At 45.5% G+C, this 16,005-nt stretch carries 13 protein-coding genes; 4 read left to right on the top strand and 9 right to left on the bottom strand.

The genetic code is table 11. From position 1 onward, the window contains the following. Window positions 1-250: 250 nt before the first annotated feature. Genes astB through C1X04_RS15580 form a run of 4 tightly spaced genes read right to left on the bottom strand, consistent with a single transcriptional unit; the run spans window position 251 to window position 5,267 of the window. Window positions 251-1,597 carry an N-succinylarginine dihydrolase gene (astB, locus tag C1X04_RS15595; RefSeq protein ID WP_137170423.1) on the bottom strand — a complete coding sequence of 449 codons (1,347 nt, stop codon included), beginning with the start codon at window positions 1,595-1,597 and terminating at the stop codon, window positions 251-253. Between the two features lie 55 nt (window positions 1,598-1,652). Next, window positions 1,653-3,125, bottom strand: a complete 1,473-nt coding sequence (gene astD / locus C1X04_RS15590) for a succinylglutamate-semialdehyde dehydrogenase (RefSeq protein WP_137170422.1) — start codon at window positions 3,123-3,125, stop codon at window positions 1,653-1,655. A gap of 26 nt (window positions 3,126-3,151) precedes the next feature. After that, entirely contained in the window at window positions 3,152-4,228 is a 1,077-nt protein-coding gene (astA, locus tag C1X04_RS15585; RefSeq protein ID WP_137170421.1) for an arginine N-succinyltransferase, read from the bottom strand. A 25-nt stretch (window positions 4,229-4,253) separates the two neighbouring features. Then, entirely contained in the window at window positions 4,254-5,267 is a 1,014-nt protein-coding gene (locus C1X04_RS15580; RefSeq protein WP_137170420.1) for an arginine N-succinyltransferase, read from the bottom strand. 157 nt (window positions 5,268-5,424) lie between these two features. On the opposite strand from C1X04_RS15580, the gene C1X04_RS15575 reads away from it, so the two are divergent. Further along, the gene (locus C1X04_RS15575) at window positions 5,425-5,646 is read left to right on the top strand and encodes a DUF1653 domain-containing protein (protein ID WP_110576887.1); all 222 of its coding nucleotides are present in this window, start codon (window positions 5,425-5,427) and stop codon (window positions 5,644-5,646) included. Window positions 5,647-5,689: 43 nt separating this feature from the next. On the opposite strand, the gene C1X04_RS15570 is transcribed toward C1X04_RS15575, so the two are convergent. The 4 genes from C1X04_RS15570 to C1X04_RS15555 all read right to left on the bottom strand — a co-directional run bounded on the left by C1X04_RS15570 (window position 5,690) and on the right by C1X04_RS15555 (window position 12,073). Next, window positions 5,690-6,670 carry a LysR family transcriptional regulator gene (locus tag C1X04_RS15570; RefSeq protein ID WP_137170419.1) on the bottom strand — a complete coding sequence of 327 codons (981 nt, stop codon included), beginning with the start codon at window positions 6,668-6,670 and terminating at the stop codon, window positions 5,690-5,692. A gap of 155 nt (window positions 6,671-6,825) precedes the next feature. After that, window positions 6,826-9,918 carry an efflux RND transporter permease subunit gene (locus C1X04_RS15565; RefSeq protein ID WP_110576888.1) on the bottom strand — a complete coding sequence of 1,031 codons (3,093 nt, stop codon included), beginning with the start codon at window positions 9,916-9,918 and terminating at the stop codon, window positions 6,826-6,828. Then, window positions 9,918-11,030, bottom strand: coding sequence for an efflux RND transporter periplasmic adaptor subunit (locus C1X04_RS15560; protein WP_137170418.1), 1,113 nt, complete (start codon window positions 11,028-11,030; stop codon window positions 9,918-9,920). Before C1X04_RS15560 ends, C1X04_RS15565 begins: the two co-directional genes overlap by 1 nt. 134 nt (window positions 11,031-11,164) lie before the next feature. Further along, a complete protein-coding gene (locus C1X04_RS15555) occupies window positions 11,165-12,073 on the bottom strand; it encodes a LysR family transcriptional regulator (RefSeq protein ID WP_110576890.1) in 909 nt (302 codons plus the stop codon). Window positions 12,074-12,234: 161 nt separating this feature from the next. Here C1X04_RS15555 and C1X04_RS15550 point away from each other — a divergent pair, with 161 nt between their 5' ends. Then, complete coding sequence (locus tag C1X04_RS15550) at window positions 12,235-13,725, top strand: CoA-acylating methylmalonate-semialdehyde dehydrogenase (RefSeq protein WP_137170417.1); 1,491 nt, start codon at window positions 12,235-12,237, stop codon at window positions 13,723-13,725. Between the two features lie 73 nt (window positions 13,726-13,798). On the opposite strand, the gene C1X04_RS15545 is transcribed toward C1X04_RS15550, so the two are convergent. Next, the gene (locus C1X04_RS15545; protein ID WP_137170416.1) at window positions 13,799-14,863 is read right to left on the bottom strand and encodes a diguanylate cyclase; all 1,065 of its coding nucleotides are present in this window, start codon (window positions 14,861-14,863) and stop codon (window positions 13,799-13,801) included. Window positions 14,864-15,115: 252 nt separating this feature from the next. On the opposite strand from C1X04_RS15545, the gene C1X04_RS15540 reads away from it, so the two are divergent. Beyond that, window positions 15,116-15,601: an alpha/beta hydrolase gene (locus tag C1X04_RS15540; protein ID WP_245927071.1), complete on the top strand. Its 486-nt coding sequence runs from the start codon at window positions 15,116-15,118 to the stop codon at window positions 15,599-15,601. Between the two features lie 40 nt (window positions 15,602-15,641). After that, window positions 15,642-15,923, top strand: a complete 282-nt coding sequence (locus C1X04_RS15535; protein WP_137170415.1) for a DUF1289 domain-containing protein — start codon at window positions 15,642-15,644, stop codon at window positions 15,921-15,923. Window positions 15,924-16,005 lie beyond the last annotated feature (82 nt).

Genomic DNA, 16,005 nt, shown 5'->3' with positions numbered 1-16,005 from the left:
GAGTAAAGATCTATCTCATGCCATAAAAAATAGGTTTGTAGGCCTGATGAGGGAGGTACGACCGTGATCAGGCGTGTGACCCTCAATTAATTCTGCCTTCAACCGTTATGTATACCGTTAAAAGTCAGATCACACCTTCGTTCCTCGGTTCATCTGACCTACAAAATCGACGGAATCATGTATATACATAAATTAGTGTTAATCCAATGAAACACTGATACCTCGCCCCTTGGGGCGGGAAGGTTTATCCCTACCGCTGAAATTCGTAGACACTTCCTAAGTTCATTATCTGAGTCAGTTCGTCTAATGCATTTCGGCTTTCGATTAGCAGTTGAGGATCAGCCAGGTCTTTTTCATGGAGCTGGTCGCGGTAGTGTTTGTCGACCCAGTGGTTTAAGCGTGCAAACAAGCTGTCGTTCATGAGGGTTGATGGGTTTATAGCTTGTTGCTCGGCTTGGGTTAGGGCGACGCGAAGTCGGAGGCAAGCTGGGCCGCCGCCGTTGCTCATGCTTTGTTTTAGGTCGAAGACTTTAATTTCATTGATTGGTGAGGGACCCGCAATTAGGCTGTTTAAATACGCCCAAACGGCTGGGTTGTTCTCGCATTCACCTGGTACAACCAACACCATGTCATCGTCGCTACGGCTTAGTAGTTGGCTGTTAAACAAGTAAGACTGGATGCAGTCTTGTACCGATACGGCATCGCTTGGGACTTCTATAAGGTGGAATTGAGATGTTCTTTCTCCCCAGGCGGTGAGCAAGTCTTGTTTCATTTTGGCTGTGTCTAAAAAGGCTTCTTGGTGATAGAAGTGCGCGTTGCGATTACCTACGGCGATGACGTCGTTGTGGAATACGCCAGCGTCTATCACATCTGGGTTTTGTTGCGCGTAAACCACTTGATTGGCTTTTAAACCATGACGGCGAGCCACGGCTTGGGAGGCTTCTAAGGTATGGCGAGCCGGGAATTTAGCCGGTTTAGGGGCGTTGCTGTTGAAGGCTTCCATTCCGTAAACAAAGAATTCGATGCCTTGTTCGCCATAACCATGACAAAAACGCGTATGGTTCGCTGCACCTTCGTCACCAAAGTGGTCTACGCTGGGCAAAGCGGGGTGGTGGGCGAAGTGTTTATCGTCTTTGAAGGTCGCTTGCAAAATCGCGCCTGTGGTTTCGTGTTCAATGGAGCGATGGAATTTGTTGACCAAGTTGGCTGGGGTGAAATGCACGCGTTTGTCGCTGGTGTCTCCACTTGGTGAGACGGTTGCGGCGTTGGCGGTCCACATACAAGAGGCAGAACTAACCGCTGCCAGTAGCTTTGGAGCTTGTTTGGCAGCTTGCTCTAATATACTGGCGTCCGTCCCTGAAAAGCCTAAACGACGCAGCGTCGGAATATGTGGTCGTTCGTGTGGGGCGAGTACGCCTTGTACAAAACCCATGTCTGCCAAGGCTTTCATTTTGACCAAACCTTGTTTGGCTGCTGCTTTTGGATTGGACGGGCGTGCAGAGTTATTCAATGAAGCGACGTTACCAAAAGATAGGCCGCTGTAGTTGTGGGTTGGGCCCACTAAGCCGTCAAAATTGGCTTCTGTCGCTGTGTTCATAATTGCCTCTTGTTATACCTGAATGTGCGTTGTCTATTGGGTTTTAAATAAAGCTTTACAGCGTAATACCGTGCCCCAGTTTTTCTGGCATGGTTAAGCTATCGGCTTCGATGCTGGCAACGGGGTAAGCGCAATAATCCGCTGCATAATAGGCGCTGGCTCTGTGGTTACCGCTTGCTCCTGTCCCTCCGAATGGTGCGTTACTGGATGCGCCTGTGGTCTGGCGGTTCCAGTTGATAATGCCAGCACGGCTGTGTTGTAAGAACCATTCATATTCTGCAGCGTCGTCTGACAAAATACCTGCCGATAAACCAAACTTCGTATTGTTGGCGATCTTCATTGCCTGATCCAAAGAGTCATATCGAATCACGGTAAGCAGTGGGCCGAAGTACTCTTGGTCGGGAAGTTTATCTAGCATGTTGGTCGCATCAATAATGCCTGGTGTCACAAAGCCGGTTTGGCTGTCGCCACGGGTCATTTCTAAGAGAGGATCAGCACCTAGCTTAATCAGTTTTTGGTAGGCTTGTAGTAAACCGTCGGCGGCTTGTGCTGACACCACTGGCCCCATGAAAGGTTGTTCGATGGCATCGAAACGGTCGATTTTTAGCGCTTTGGTGGCTGTTACTAGGGATTGCAGAATCGCATCGCCCAGCTCGCCTTTGGGCAACAATAAACGACGGGCGCAGGTACAGCGTTGTCCTGCTGAGATAAACGCCGATTGAATGATTTCGTGCACCGCTGCGCGTTGGTCTGCGACTTTGTCTGACACCAATAATGGGTTGTTGCCGCCCATTTCTAACGCTAGGATTTTCCCAGGGTGACCGGCAAAGTCGTTATGCAAAATATGACCGACTTGTGGGCTTCCGGTGAAGAACAATCCGTCTATGCCTTGGTGATTTGCTAGAGCAACGCCTGTTTCACGTTCCCCTTGAATCAAGTTAAGTACGCCTGCTGGCAAGCCGGCTTTTTCCCATAATTGAATGATCAAATCAGACGTGGCAGGTGCTTGTTCACTTGGTTTGAAAACCACTGTATTACCCGCAATCAGTGCAGGAACAATATGACCGTTTGGCAAATGCCCAGGGAAGTTATAGGGACCAAATACGGCGACCACGCCATGTGGACGATGGCGCAGTCGCGCTGTTGCGCCTGGCATAGGGGTGGTTTTTTCGCCGGTTCTTTCATGATAAGCCTGTTGGGAAATGGCGACTTTGCCCACCATGGCCGCGGCTTCGGTACGCGTTTCCCAGATTGGCTTGCCTGTTTCACGGCTGATAACGGTCGCTATGTCTTCACTGTGTTCTTTAACTAGGGCTGCGAAGGCTTCAATAATACTTATACGCTCTTCTAGAGGACGGTTTGCCCAAGTAGGAAAGGCAGCACGAGCGGCTTCGATCGCTAAGTCGACTTGGCCTTGTGTGGCTGTGTTGGCTTGCCAAACTAAACTGGCGTCCGCAGGGTCGATAGAGCGCAGAGGTTGGCCTTCGCCTGCTAACCATTGACCATTGATGTAGTGTGCTTGTTTCATGGTGACTCCTGTTTATTCGTGCGTGTTTATCTTGAGTAGGGGGATAATTCCACGATTCGAACGGGCTCTTTGTTGGTAATACAAAGATTATCGGCTTCTTCCTGTGTTAGGGTCATGGCGCTACCTGGTGGAATGCTGCGCTGGACGAGGATGCAGCGGAAGTCTGCGACTTTGGCATTGGAGACTAGGTAGTAATTGCCTTCACTTTTGTTTTCAGTAACTCCTTCGCCCTTGCTTTCAGAGATGCCTTTTGGTTGGCCTATGTTGGCAAGGCAAAGACGGCTTTCGCGCACGGCCCGAATGTCTTGAACGCGAGCTTCTAAGCTTGGCCCACCATCAAAAATGTCGACATAGTTTTCATAACGGAAGCCTTCTTGCTCTAATAGGCGACGAGCCGGCACAGTGTTTTTGTGAACTTGGCCTAAAACTTCACGGGCTTCCGGTGGAAGTAAGTTTACGTACACTGGGTTGTTTGGCATCAGTTCAGCAATAAACTGTTTATTGCCTTGTGCGGTCAGTTCATCGGCTTCTTTGAAGTCGATGGAGAAAAAATGGCGGCCAAGACTTTCCCAAAGTGGTGAAACGCCATCTTCGTTGCTTATTCCTCGCATTTCGGCAAAGACTTTTTCGGTGAAGCGTTCAGGAAATTGCGCCATAAACATGAAGCGGGCTTTTGACAGCAGCTGGCCGTTTTTTGAGTGGCGGTAATCTTCTTCTAGGAACAGCGTGCAAATTTCGCTGCAGCCGGTGAAGTCGTTGTTTAGCACCAGTGTGGGAATGACATTGTGTACTTTCAGTTCACGGGACGCATGAGTGATGCTGCCTAGGTGATAGCTGTAAAAGGGTTCGTCTAATCCGACTGTGGCTAAGATGCCGCAGGTGCCGACGATATCGCCTGTGCTGGTGTCTTCTAACACCATTAAGTAATCTTCATTATGAGGTTCTGTGACGTCTTCTTTGTTAAAAGAGCGCACCGCTCCGTCGATTTTTTTTTGTAAAATAGCTTCGTCTGATACCAAAGAGGTAAAACCAATTCCGGTTTTTTCCGCAAGTCGATATAGTGACTTTAGGTCATTTTGACAAATAGGGCGTATGACCATCATGATGGCTTTCCTCTGCTAATGTTATTTACAGTGCGACCCATTGGATGCGGTGTCCTGATGAGATACCTAATCGTTCTTGTGTCGCTTTTTCTAAGGCGAGTCCTGCAACTTGCGGTTCTGCTGGTGCGGCAGTGACTCTAAAGTGTTCTAAATGTCCGGCAGAAATAAGGTGCATTGGGCCTTTAGCAGCATCGGTTAAACTCAGTGCTTTGTCCATTTTCTGCTGGGTAATTGTGTGTAGGCTTTCTGTTCTTGCTTCGATGCTTGGGCCTGCGTCAAAAATATCGACATAGCCACGGAATTCGAACCCTTCATTGAGCAGAATTTCGGCGCTCTGGTCTGAGTTTTCATGGATTACGCCGATAGCCTCTTGCGCAGCTTCAGGCAAGGTTGGAACATATATCGGATAACGTGGCATTAGCTCTGCGATAAAGTTTTTGTTGCTGACACCTGAAAGATAGTCGGCTTTTTTGAAGTCCATGGTAAAGAAGTGTTTCCCTAGCGCATCCCAAAATGCGGAATAGCCTTTTTTATCACTCTCGCCACGTAATTCTGCAAACAGTCGCTTAGTAAAGCGTTCAGGATAACGAGCAATAAAAAGTAGGCGAGCTCTGGACAGCAATGACATAGCGACATTGTTTTGATGGGCTTTATCGACGACCAGCGCTATTAGTCGGCTGGTGCCACTGTAGTCATGACAGAGAAAGAGAGCGGGTATGCGGTTGTGGATTTGCAGCTGTGGGGAGGCATGCACGACTTCGTCTATTCGATAACTGTAAAAAGGGGTATCGACACCCACCATTGCATCTATTCCGCAACAGCCAACAATCTGGTCCTTGCTGGTATCTACTAATACAAACAAGTAGGATTCATCGCCCGGTTGGACTACGTCAGTTTGTAATGAGCGACGAGAAGAGGCGATTTTGTCGTTTAAGCGCTCTCTGTTGGCGGGAAAATTGGTAATGCCTATACCTGCCTGTTGGGCAAGACGTTCCAGTGCGGGGAGATCTGCAAAATCGGCTGGGCGTACTAGATACATAGCGCATTCCTGAAAAATGAGTAATCAACGATAGTATGAGAAGTATTATCACCAAGTTATGTTTGTTGCGTAAGATAGAAACTTTCTAATTGGCGACACGTTTTTGTGGTTATTGGCTTTTTATGGTCGATTTTTAAAAAGTATGAAGAGGTTTTGTATGAAAAAGGGCGTGTATCAACATTATAAAGGCGCACTTTATTGGGTTGAGAGAGTGGCGAAACACAGTGAAACAGAAGAGGAGTTAGTAATTTATCAAGCTTTATATGGCGACTTTGGCTGGTGGGCAAGACCACTTGATATGTTTCAAGAAACTGTGGAAATAAACGGTGAACGTATCCCACGCTTTGATTGGCTTAGAGCCGAGCGCGACGCGGGATAATATTTCAACCAGCTATTATTGTTTGGCAGGTTAAATCAATTGGCTAATCGGGCAGGTGCATCCACGGCGATTCACGCATAAAGTCGATAATCTGTTCTCTTAGCCAGCGATGAGCAAGGTCATTATTGAATCTTTCATGCCAGAAAATATGAATAGGGTGTCGGCCTTTGAAATCATCAAGCTCTAATACTTCTTTTGGAATCGGTAATAACTTCACTGGATAGAAGTGGGCTTTTTCACACATGACTTGCAAAAATAAGTCGCCAATAGAGCGCGAGGTGACCAGCGCCATACCGCGTTTTACCGCCTGCATAGCCACCATCAAACTGTCTGTTTCTAAGTCTGGTTGGATGACGTGGCCTCTTTGTTTGAGCTTTTGTTCTGTTTTCGAAAATGAACTGTTTCGATTGCTACGCAAATGATGGGTGACCACCTTGTGAGACAGTAAGTCCGTGACGGATATTTCATCTTGATGAAACAGTGGGTGAGCTTCACTCAACACGATACAAGCTTCCATGTAACCAATTAACTTGCTACGAATATTGCTTGGTGTATCGCTAATTCGCATGATGCCAAGGTCAACATTGCCTGTAATAAGTTCATCTAGCTGTGAGTCACCCCATGAGGCAATGGATAATCTGAGCTTTGGGGCTTGGTACTGTATTGAAGCTAATAAAGGTTCAATGAAGTTTTCTAAATCCCCTTCGTCTGCCCGCAGCTTGAAGCGTCTATCTAAGTTTATCAAATCCAATGAGTTTGGGCTCATTAGCTCAGAAAGAGAGCTTAAAATAGGCTGTATTAGGTCATGAAGCTCTGATGCGCGCGCGGTTGGGCTTAACCCATACGCTTGGCGGGTGAAAAGAGAATCTTTAAAGAGCTCTCTTAGTCTTTGCAGGCTTTTGCTCAGTGCAGGTTGCGTGACTCCTAGTCTTTCAGCGGCACGAGAAACACTGCCTTCTTCCATAATGGTGACGAAGGCGACGAGTAGCTTAATGTCTAATTTTAAGATGTCGTCTAGATGCATGTTTTTCTCAACACAATAAATAGAGGCGTTTACACGATGACTGCCATCACCAATATTTGGTGTAAAGGTCTCTAATAGTTTAAAAACAGGAGCCTTATCAAAACTTGATAAGGCTCCATTCTTTGGATACAAGGTGTCGTTAGTATTCGGTCGTATTATTCAAAGTCTTCGTGATGACGATATTTGACTCGGAATAACACAGCGTAAAAGACAGGTACAGCGATCAGTGTTAGCAAGGTCGCAAAACCTAGACCGAACGAAATTACCACGGCCATGCCTTCAAAGAACCCGTCATACAGTAGTGGCACCATGCCCAGAATGGTCGTGATCGCTGCCATACAGACAGGTCGAACACGACTTACAGCAGACATAAAGATCGCTTGGTATTTTTCTGTACCTTGTTCTAGTTCGTAGTTTATTTGATCGGCTAAAACGATACCATTTTTTATCGTCATACCCGATAAACTTAAGAACCCAAGCAATGCCATGAAGCTGAACGCGGTATTCATCACGATCAATCCAGTAGAAACACCGATCAACGCTAAAGGTACGCAGAACCAAATCGTTAACGGCACTCGAATCGAGTTGAATAACAAAACGGTAATGATGAACATAAATAAGTAGCCCATTGGAAGCGCTTTAAATATGTTGCTTTGAGCATCTGTACTGCTTTCGTATTCGCCACCCCATTCCATTGCATAACCTGGAGGCATAGGAATCGCTTCGATCGCTGCACGGGTGCGTCCAAAAATGGTCATTGCGTTTTCATCACCCAAAATCTTAGGGTCAGCCATAACAGTGATAGTACGTTTACGGTCACGACGTTCAATGATCGGATCTTCCCACACGGTTTCAAAGCCAGAGACCAGTGTAGAAAGGGTCACGTAAGACCCTGACGCAGGGCTGTAAATTTGCAAATCACGAATTTGATCAATAGAAACGCGCTCGTTTTTTGGTGCAGTGCGTACGATTGGTAGCAAATCTGTGCCTTCACGGTACAAACCGATTTGAGATCCCGTGAAGTTGGTTAATAGCACGTCGTCCAATTCTTTTTTGCTGATCCCTAAGCGTCGAGCTTGGGCATCATTAAAGATAGGGCGAAGCACTTTAACTGGTTGGCGCCAGTTATCCTTAATGTTCTCCAAACCACCATCAGCACGATAAATTTCTTTGATTTGAGCACTGATTTGGCGAAGTTTTTCGGGATCCGGACCACTTACTCGGGTTTCCAGTTTAGCGCCACTAGCAGGCCCTAATTGTAGTCGTTGCAACTTCACATCCAGTCCTGGGTATTCTTCCTGCATTTTGTAATACAGGTCTTGCAGTAGGTCTGGAATAACGTCTGCATTTTTGGTGCGGATAATAAATTGAGCGTAACTGGAATTAGTTTGCTCCGCATTGTATGTCAGCATGAAACGCAAAGCGCCTTGCCCTGTGGTTGAGGTGACAAACTCAATACGATCATCTTTTAACAAGTCTTTTTCGATTTGTGTGACCGTATTATAAGTGCTGTCTATGTGCGTACCTTCAGGCATCTGAATGTCCATATAGAACATAGGCGTTGTGGACGGTGGGAAAAACTCATGTTTAACATACGTCCCAAATGCCCAGCCTGAAGTAATAAGGCAACCAACCAAAGTGATGATTGTTAGCCAGCGATAATGCATGGCTTTATCTAGCATAAATTTGTAGCCAGTGAAGATGAAGCCTTTGTATGGGTCCGCTAGTTCTGCGGCAGAGCCATCTTCGCTGTTGTTTTTTGCAACCGTTTCTTTGAAGAATAAATCACAAAAGAAAGGTGTTAGGGTAATGGCGGTGATCCAGCTTAGTAGCAAAGAAATCAACAGTACATAAAACAATGAGCCTACGAATTCACCAGCAGAGTCTGGCGATAATCCAATCGGGGCGAACGCTGTAACGGCAATAACGGTTGCGCCGAGTAATGGCCATTTAGTTTGTTTTACTACTGCACTGGCGGCTTGCAGTTTGCTCATGCCGCGTTGCATACCAATAAGTACGCCTTCCGTCACGACAATGGCGTTATCGACGAGCATCCCCAGCGCTATGATTAACCCACCAAGGGAAATACGCTGTAGGTTGATCTCGAAATAATCCATCACGATAAAGGTGCCAAGAATGGTCAGCAGTAGAATGAGACCAATCAAAATGCCTGAGCGAATGCCCATGAACACCAATAGCACTAGAATAACGATAGCAACAGCGGCAACAAGGTTCAGTAAGAAATCGGATACGGAACGTTCAACTTCTTTTGACTGGAAGTAGATAGGTTCCATGTTTAGACCAACAGGCTGTTGGTATTCTAATTCTTCGATTCTTTTTTCTAGGTCAGCACCAACTTTTACTACGTTGACATGGGATGAGAAGGACACGCCAAGTAAAAGTGATTTCTGACCATTAAAATCCACAATATGCGTTTGCGGCTCAACATACTCTCGTTTGACCGTGGCGATATCGCGTAGACGAATTAGATTGCCGTCAGTTGGCGTACCAACAATGAGGTTTTCAAGTTCTGAGATGTCTTGAAACTCACCAGTAGGGCTAATACGAATATACTCACTGCCGACTTTTACACGGCCAGCGTTAGACACACTGTTTTGGTTTGAAAGTAAGCTTTCTAGCTGGCTTGGCGCGATGCCCATATTGGCCATTTTAGAACGAGAAATTTCAATAGTGACTTGCTCGTTCTGTTCAGCAGCAACGGTTACTTTCGCTACGCCATCGACCAATACTAATTCACGTTTGATGTAATCAACGTAATTTTTAAGGTCTTTGTACGGATAGCCTTCACCATTGATCGCCAGCATAACGCCGTATACATCACCAAAGTCGTCTAGCACCATAGGGGACGCGACACCGCTTGGGAATTGGCCTTGAATATCACGAATCTTTTTACGTACTTCGTCCCAAATTTGCTTAAGCTCTTTGGCGCGATACGTGTCTTTGATCGTCAATTGAACTTTTGAGTAGCCCGCTTTTGACGTTGAGGTGATTTTATCAACGTATGGCAGGTTTTGTAGTTCCGCTTCAATCGGGTAGGTGACTTCCTCTTCCACTTGTTCTGGAGAAGCACCCGGGTATTGCGTGATAATCAGCGTATCTTTGATTGTGAATTCTGGGTCTTCTAACTGACCAAGACTGTTAAATGCGATGATACCACCGATCAATAGGATCAGTGTGATCATCCAGCTTGTTACTTTGCGTTGAATAAAATAAGCCGCAATATCCATTATAGGCCTCGCTCACGTGTCCAAGGGCGAACTTGCATGTCTTCAGTAAGGCTGCTTACTCCAGCGGCAACCACTTGGTCACCGGCATTTAAGCCTGAAGTAATTTCAATGTTGTTGCCTTGTAATGAACCTACTGTGACCACACGTGGGCTGACTTTCTGAGTCTCTTTGTTGTACACCCAAACTGTGCTGTTAGACTCGCCTGTCTTGGTATTTTCATGGCGAATGACGGCTTCAACAGGAATAACAACGTATTTGTTCTGTCCTACTAGGCGACTCAAATCAATGTCTACGTTTGCTGTCATGCCAGGCAATAGGGTGTGCTTTGAATCTTTATTACGAATCAGACTAAGTGATACATCATAAGCCATGGTGGTTTGGTCTGGGGTCGTATTATGTTCTTTGTAAGTGCCTGACAGCTTTTCATCTGGTGCGACATCAACAACGACATTTGGTTGGTAATCTGATTGCGTTGATTTAATGCTGACGACCAAGCTTTCTGGAACCTGAAATTCTACGTCCAAGTCGTCTATGTTTTGAATGTGCATAATAGGCGCGGCAGCACTAATGTACTGGAAGTTTTCTGTCGCTACAGAGGCAATAACACCTTTAAACGGTGCGTAAACTTTGGTGTATTGCAGTTTGTTTTTCGCCGATTGAAGTGCGTTGTTGGCTTGATCCAAGGTCGCTTTTGTCGAATCGTATTGAGATTGAGTCGTTGCGCCTTGACGTAATAGATTTTGAATACGTTTGAATTGCGCTTCGGCAAGGCTTTGATTTGCTTGCGCAAGTTCGACTTCCAGTTTGAAATCTGTTGGGTCAAGTACAGCAAGAAGCTCGCCTTTTTCAACACGTTGTCCGGCAACAACATTTAGCTGCATTAACTGACCACCGACACGGAAGGCAATGTCTGCTTCTTCACTGGCTTTTAATTCTGCAGGAAAGCGACGAATATTGATGGCATTGCTTTCGGCAATAGAGATCAATTTGACTGGACGAATAATGTCTTTTTCGACAACCACTTCATCTTCGCTTGATGAGCAGCCCGCAAGCAGAAGTGAAGCTGCTAGCGTCATACCAATAATCGTATTTAAACGTTTTTGGGAATTCATTCATTGCTCCGTAAATATATTGGAAATAGTTAGATGAAAGTATTTTATATCTCTTGTCTCGGGATATGAACATTTAAATATATATTAGAGATATTACTGATAAAGAATATCTTGCTGTAATCGCCTGCATTCGCCTATTGCGTTTTTTCGAGTTCCGCTAAAAAAGTTTCTAAAATTAGGTTTGCACGTGCCCCTTTGCGCGTTATGGCCGAGAATTGTGTTATGTAGTGACACTCTTTTGGCAAGATGGCGCGCATGCGACCGTCTCTAATCCAATGCTCTGCAACGTGGTCAGGTAAAAAACCTATGTAACGCCCAGTTAGAATAAGAAAGGCAATGCCTTCACGGTCGGTCGCTGTCGCACTGGCGGTGAGAGGCTGATGTTGTGCTTTGATATCTGGAGTTTGTGCATAAGCTGGCAAGACGGCATCATATTCTTTTAATGTGCTTTTCGAAATTGAGCTGTCATCCATATTGTACAAGGGGTGCGTGTCGCTGCAGTAAAGCTTAGATTCCTCTTCATACAAATGATGGTAATCCAAGCCACTGAGGATTTTTAAATCTGGCACTATCCCCACGTGTAAGCGGCCATCTAATACGCCACGCTCTACATCTGTAGGTGGAATCATCCGAATATTAATGGCGACTTGTGGGCCTTTGTCTTTTAGCCCTGCTAATGCTTGTGTAATGCGTGTGTGGGGCAGGGTGACTAGGTTGTCTGTAATGCCAATATTAAGCTCGCCTTTTAGGTGTTGATGAAGCGCATTAATATTGGTCCTAAAGTCTTCAATAGACGATAACAGCTGCAAGGTGTAATCGTAAACTTGGCTGCCTTCATTGGTCAGAGAAAAACCGGATCTTCCCCGTTGGCATAAGCGAAAGCCCAAGCGTGTTTCTAAATCTGATATTGCGATGCTGATGGCCGCTCGGCTGATATTAAGCTCGACTTCTGCAGCAGAAAAACCGCCACATTCCACCACTGTACGGTAGATGCGTAATATGCGAAGGTCGGCATCGCTGACCTGACTTTGAAATTTATTCATCCCTTTACCTTCTGTAAGTCGTTATGAAGCTTGGTTCGTAATGCGTCAGCAACTTTGTTAACTAATAACTTAAGTAAGCGTTAATAGATTGGAGTTTTTGTAATCTATTCCCCTTGGCATAGTAGTGTCAACAGACAATATTTTGAATTTGTGGAGCCTACATGGACATCATTGGACACTTAATCGACGGTAAACATTCACAACAAGCTGAACGTACTCAAGACGTGTTTAATCCGGCGACAGGTAAGGTCGCCAAAAAGGTCGCCATTGCTTCTCGCGAAACAGTGGAAGAAGCCATTGCAGCGGCGCAAGCGGCCTACCCAGAATGGCGAAACACTCCGCCATTAAAGCGTGCTCGAGTCATGTTCAATTACAAAATGTTGTTGGAAAAGCATGCGGATAAGATTTGTGAATTAATTGGTGCCGAGCACGGAAAAATTTGCCATGACGCTGCAGGGGAATTGCAACGTGGTATCGAAAATGTGGAATACGCGTGTGGTGCACCAGAATTGCTAAAAGGTGAATACAGCAAAAATGTCGGCCCAAATATTGATTCTTGGAGCGAATTTCAACCATTAGGTGTGGTGGCAGGCATTACGCCATTTAACTTTCCAGCCATGGTGCCTTTATGGATGTTTCCTATGGCCATTGTGTGTGGCAATACCTTTGTTTTGAAACCTTCAGAACGTGATCCAAGTACCGCGTTATTTATTGCGGACTTGCTACATGAAGCGGGCTTACCAGCCGGCGTATTTAACGTTGTTAATGGCGATAAAGTGGCGGTAGATACTCTGTTAGAAGACAAGCGAGTGAAAGCCGTAAGCTTTGTAGGTTCAACGCCCATTGCGGAATACATTTACAGTAAAGCCAGTGCCAATGGTAAACGTTGCCAAGCTCTAGGCGGTGCGAAAAACCACGCTATTGTTATGCCTGATGCGGATATGGATAACGTGGTTAGCCAGTTACTTGGCGCGGCATTTGGTTCCTCTGGTGAGCGTTGTATGGCCTTGTCTGTCGCTGTGGCCGTTGGTAAAGCGGCAGGTGATGCTTTGGTCAGCAAAATGGCTGACGCTATGAAGCCGCTCAAAGTAGGTGAGTGTTCTGATAAAAACAATGACTTTGGCCCTGTTATAACTAAGGAGCATAAAGACAAAGTCGTTGGCTTTATTGACAGTGCAGAATCCCAAGGAGCGACTGTCGTGGTGGATGGTCGTCATCAACAAGTCGCGGGTTATGAAGATGGCTTCTTTGTTGGGGCGACATTGATTGATGGCGTGACTAAAGAGATGGACAGCTATCAGCAAGAGATTTTTGGTCCAGTGCTTCAAGTGGTGCGTGTCGATACCATGGAAGAAGCCATGACTTTGATTAACGACCATGAATACGGCAATGGTACTTGTATTTTTACTCGCGATGGAGAAGCGGCGCGTTATTTCTCTGATCATATAGAGGTTGGCATGGTCGGTATCAATGTGCCTTTGCCCGTTCCTGTGGCCTACCACAGTTTTGGTGGTTGGAAGCGCTCTTTATTTGGGGATTTGCATGCTTATGGTCCAGATGCTGTGCGCTTTTACACGAAACGCAAAACAATCACTCAGCGCTGGCCTTCGGCGGGCGTTCGTGAAGGAAAGAGTTTTTCTTTTCCTTCTTAAAATGAAGGGATAAGTGTTTTTGATGTGTCCCAAGCGTTTCTATTTGGTGGTTGTCCTCTTTTAGAAATGTTTTTTAATGGCCGCTTACAACTTGGTAGCGGCCATTTTTTTTCGCTTGATAAAGCGAGTCGTCAACACGTTTTATCGCTTGTTCGAGTGATTCATTGGTTTTAACCTGAATGAGGCCGAAACTGCAGCTAATGATCTGCTGCCATTCCTCCAGTGAAACATGATTGGGTAGGTCTTTGCAGATCGCCTCAATGCGTTGCTGTATCTCAGGCAGTTCGACATCGGGAAGAATGAACAGAAACTCTTCACCACCCCAACGACTTGATATATCTGCTTTGCGCATGGATTGCGATAAATAGCCTGATATTTTCACCAGCACTTCGTCGCCTTTATTGTGACCGAGCTCATCGTTGACCTGCTTGAAATTATCGACATCTACTAAGCTGATACAAAATGGTGTGCCATTGCTGCTTTGTTGTTGCATATAAAAGGTCAGTGCTTCAATCGCAAAACGCCGGTTAAAGAGCTTGGTTAGCTCATCTTTTTCAGCGAGTTTTACCATCAATTCATATTGGCTCATGTACGTTGCACGTGTCAGAGCGGCAGCCACAATAAAGGGAATGCTTGCACAAGTGACATTCATTATAAATAGCATGGAAGAGTGGCTAGTGACCGTATCTTGCTGGGATGGGTAATATAATACGAGTAGTGCAAAGGTGGTCATATGGAACAAGGCAATGGCGCTAGACCATGTAATTTTGAGACAAGGGGTTGTCATTATTAGCAATGTCATAGGCCATAAATAATACTGAAAGCCAGCCTCTGCACCGAGTATGCTGGTGGCGAAAAACGCATGAACGGATATTTCGGCGCTCATGATTAAAATAGAAATATTATGTTGCTTTAATCGGTTTAGCCTTACTGTTAGCAGCCATGCCGCTAAAGACAAGACATTGAGCCAAGCAAGTGTGGTTTGGTCGAGATAAAGAAATAAGAAAATGAAAGCAAAGTGAGCAATGGAACCCGCTGCTGACGCGATATTTAAAATCCGAGAGGTTTGCTCCAGACTGTTGGATACATGGTTTGAAGTAAAAGGGTGCTGGTGCTTTAATTGACTATTGTTCGTCACGACGGTTGCAATCCTTTACAAGTTTAGTTGACTATAGATAGGTGTTTTTCCTTATACTTTTAGAAACATAAAAAGCGTTTCTACTGGACTACTAACTTTTTCTACATTACTGGGCCGCATATGGAAAAAAAGAAATGCAATCTTGTTGTGTTATCAAGATTCTCATATCTATTTATAGCTGTATTTTTAACTGCTTGTGCAGAAACGGCGATAAATAAAAAAATAGATAACACCATAGTTGACGATTTGACCATGGAAGTAAAAGAAAATACGGTTTTTTTATCAGGTGTCTTAGGTAGCGACCTGGTTCAGCAGTTGAGTGAGATGGTGCGTAATAACCCTAATGTCACGGATATGGTGTTAGTCGATGTCCCAGGCTCTGTTGATCAACAGGCGACTATGGAAGGCGCACGTCTGATTCGTCGACTTGGATTGAATACTCATATTGCTTCGACAGGTTATGTGCTTTCTGGTGGTGTGGATCTGTTTTTAGGTGGCGTAAAACGAAGCATTGGGGCGGGAGCAGGCGTTGGCGTTCACGCTTGGTCGGATGGTACAAAAGTAAAAGCGGCCAATTTAAATGAAGCAGATCCGATTCATGCGACCTATGTGAATTTTTATTTGGAGATGGGAGTGCCAGAGCGTTTCTATTGGTTCTCATTGGATGCGGCACCAGCTGACAGGGTGTACTTTTTGTCACCCGAAGAAGTGTATGATTTTGATTTGGCGACAGAGTAGCGTCGCCGTCGCCTTATATTGACGTTCGCGGGAGGGCATTATGGAGCAAATAGAACTGTTCGCCATAGAAAGCCCTTGTCGAGGCGTGTGCGAAAATAGCAAAAAGGGGTTCTGCAAAGGCTGTTTACGCAGTCGAGAAGAGCGATTTCATTGGTTTTCCCTTTCCAATGAAGAACGTCATCGCGTATTGGATTTATGTCAGCAACGCCGAGCGCGTTTAATAAAGGCACGCCAAGAACGATTAGAAGCGGATTCTGCCAAGGCGCTTCCCTATGGGATGGAGGATGAGTCCGAGCCAGTGGCAGATCTTTTTGATTTTTAATCTCTTAGGGTAAGTTCCCCGCAGCTTATTACTGCAATATAGCTTTGTCATTCCCGCGAAGGCGGGAACCCAATGGTTATTG

It is taken from the genome of Marinomonas sp. FW-1, from assembly GCF_005222245.1.
Taxonomy (GTDB): domain Bacteria; phylum Pseudomonadota; class Gammaproteobacteria; order Pseudomonadales; family Marinomonadaceae; genus Marinomonas; species Marinomonas alcarazii.
Note: the sequence above shows the minus strand (reverse complement) of the source record. Positions and strands in the feature narration are given on the sequence as shown.

Excerpts from the sequence above, each read along its gene's own strand:
- astB (WP_137170423.1), bottom strand. The coding sequence starts at position 1,597 with ATGAACACAGCGACAGAAGCCAATTTTGACGGCTTAGTGGGCCCAACC.
- astD (WP_137170422.1), bottom strand. The coding sequence starts at position 3,125 with ATGAAACAAGCACACTACATCAATGGTCAATGGTTAGCAGGCGAAGGC.
- astA (WP_137170421.1), bottom strand. The coding sequence starts at position 4,228 with ATGATGGTCATACGCCCTATTTGTCAAAATGACCTAAAGTCACTATAT.
- C1X04_RS15580 (WP_137170420.1), bottom strand. The coding sequence starts at position 5,267 with ATGTATCTAGTACGCCCAGCCGATTTTGCAGATCTCCCCGCACTGGAA.
- C1X04_RS15575 (WP_110576887.1), top strand. The coding sequence starts at position 5,425 with ATGAAAAAGGGCGTGTATCAACATTATAAAGGCGCACTTTATTGGGTT.
- C1X04_RS15570 (WP_137170419.1), bottom strand. The coding sequence starts at position 6,670 with ATGCATCTAGACGACATCTTAAAATTAGACATTAAGCTACTCGTCGCC.
- C1X04_RS15565 (WP_110576888.1), bottom strand. The coding sequence starts at position 9,918 with ATGGATATTGCGGCTTATTTTATTCAACGCAAAGTAACAAGCTGGATG.
- C1X04_RS15560 (WP_137170418.1), bottom strand. The coding sequence starts at position 11,030 with ATGAATTCCCAAAAACGTTTAAATACGATTATTGGTATGACGCTAGCA.
- C1X04_RS15555 (WP_110576890.1), bottom strand. The coding sequence starts at position 12,073 with ATGAATAAATTTCAAAGTCAGGTCAGCGATGCCGACCTTCGCATATTA.
- C1X04_RS15550 (WP_137170417.1), top strand. The coding sequence starts at position 12,235 with ATGGACATCATTGGACACTTAATCGACGGTAAACATTCACAACAAGCT.
- C1X04_RS15540 (WP_245927071.1), top strand. The coding sequence starts at position 15,116 with ATGGAAGTAAAAGAAAATACGGTTTTTTTATCAGGTGTCTTAGGTAGC.
- C1X04_RS15535 (WP_137170415.1), top strand. The coding sequence starts at position 15,642 with ATGGAGCAAATAGAACTGTTCGCCATAGAAAGCCCTTGTCGAGGCGTG.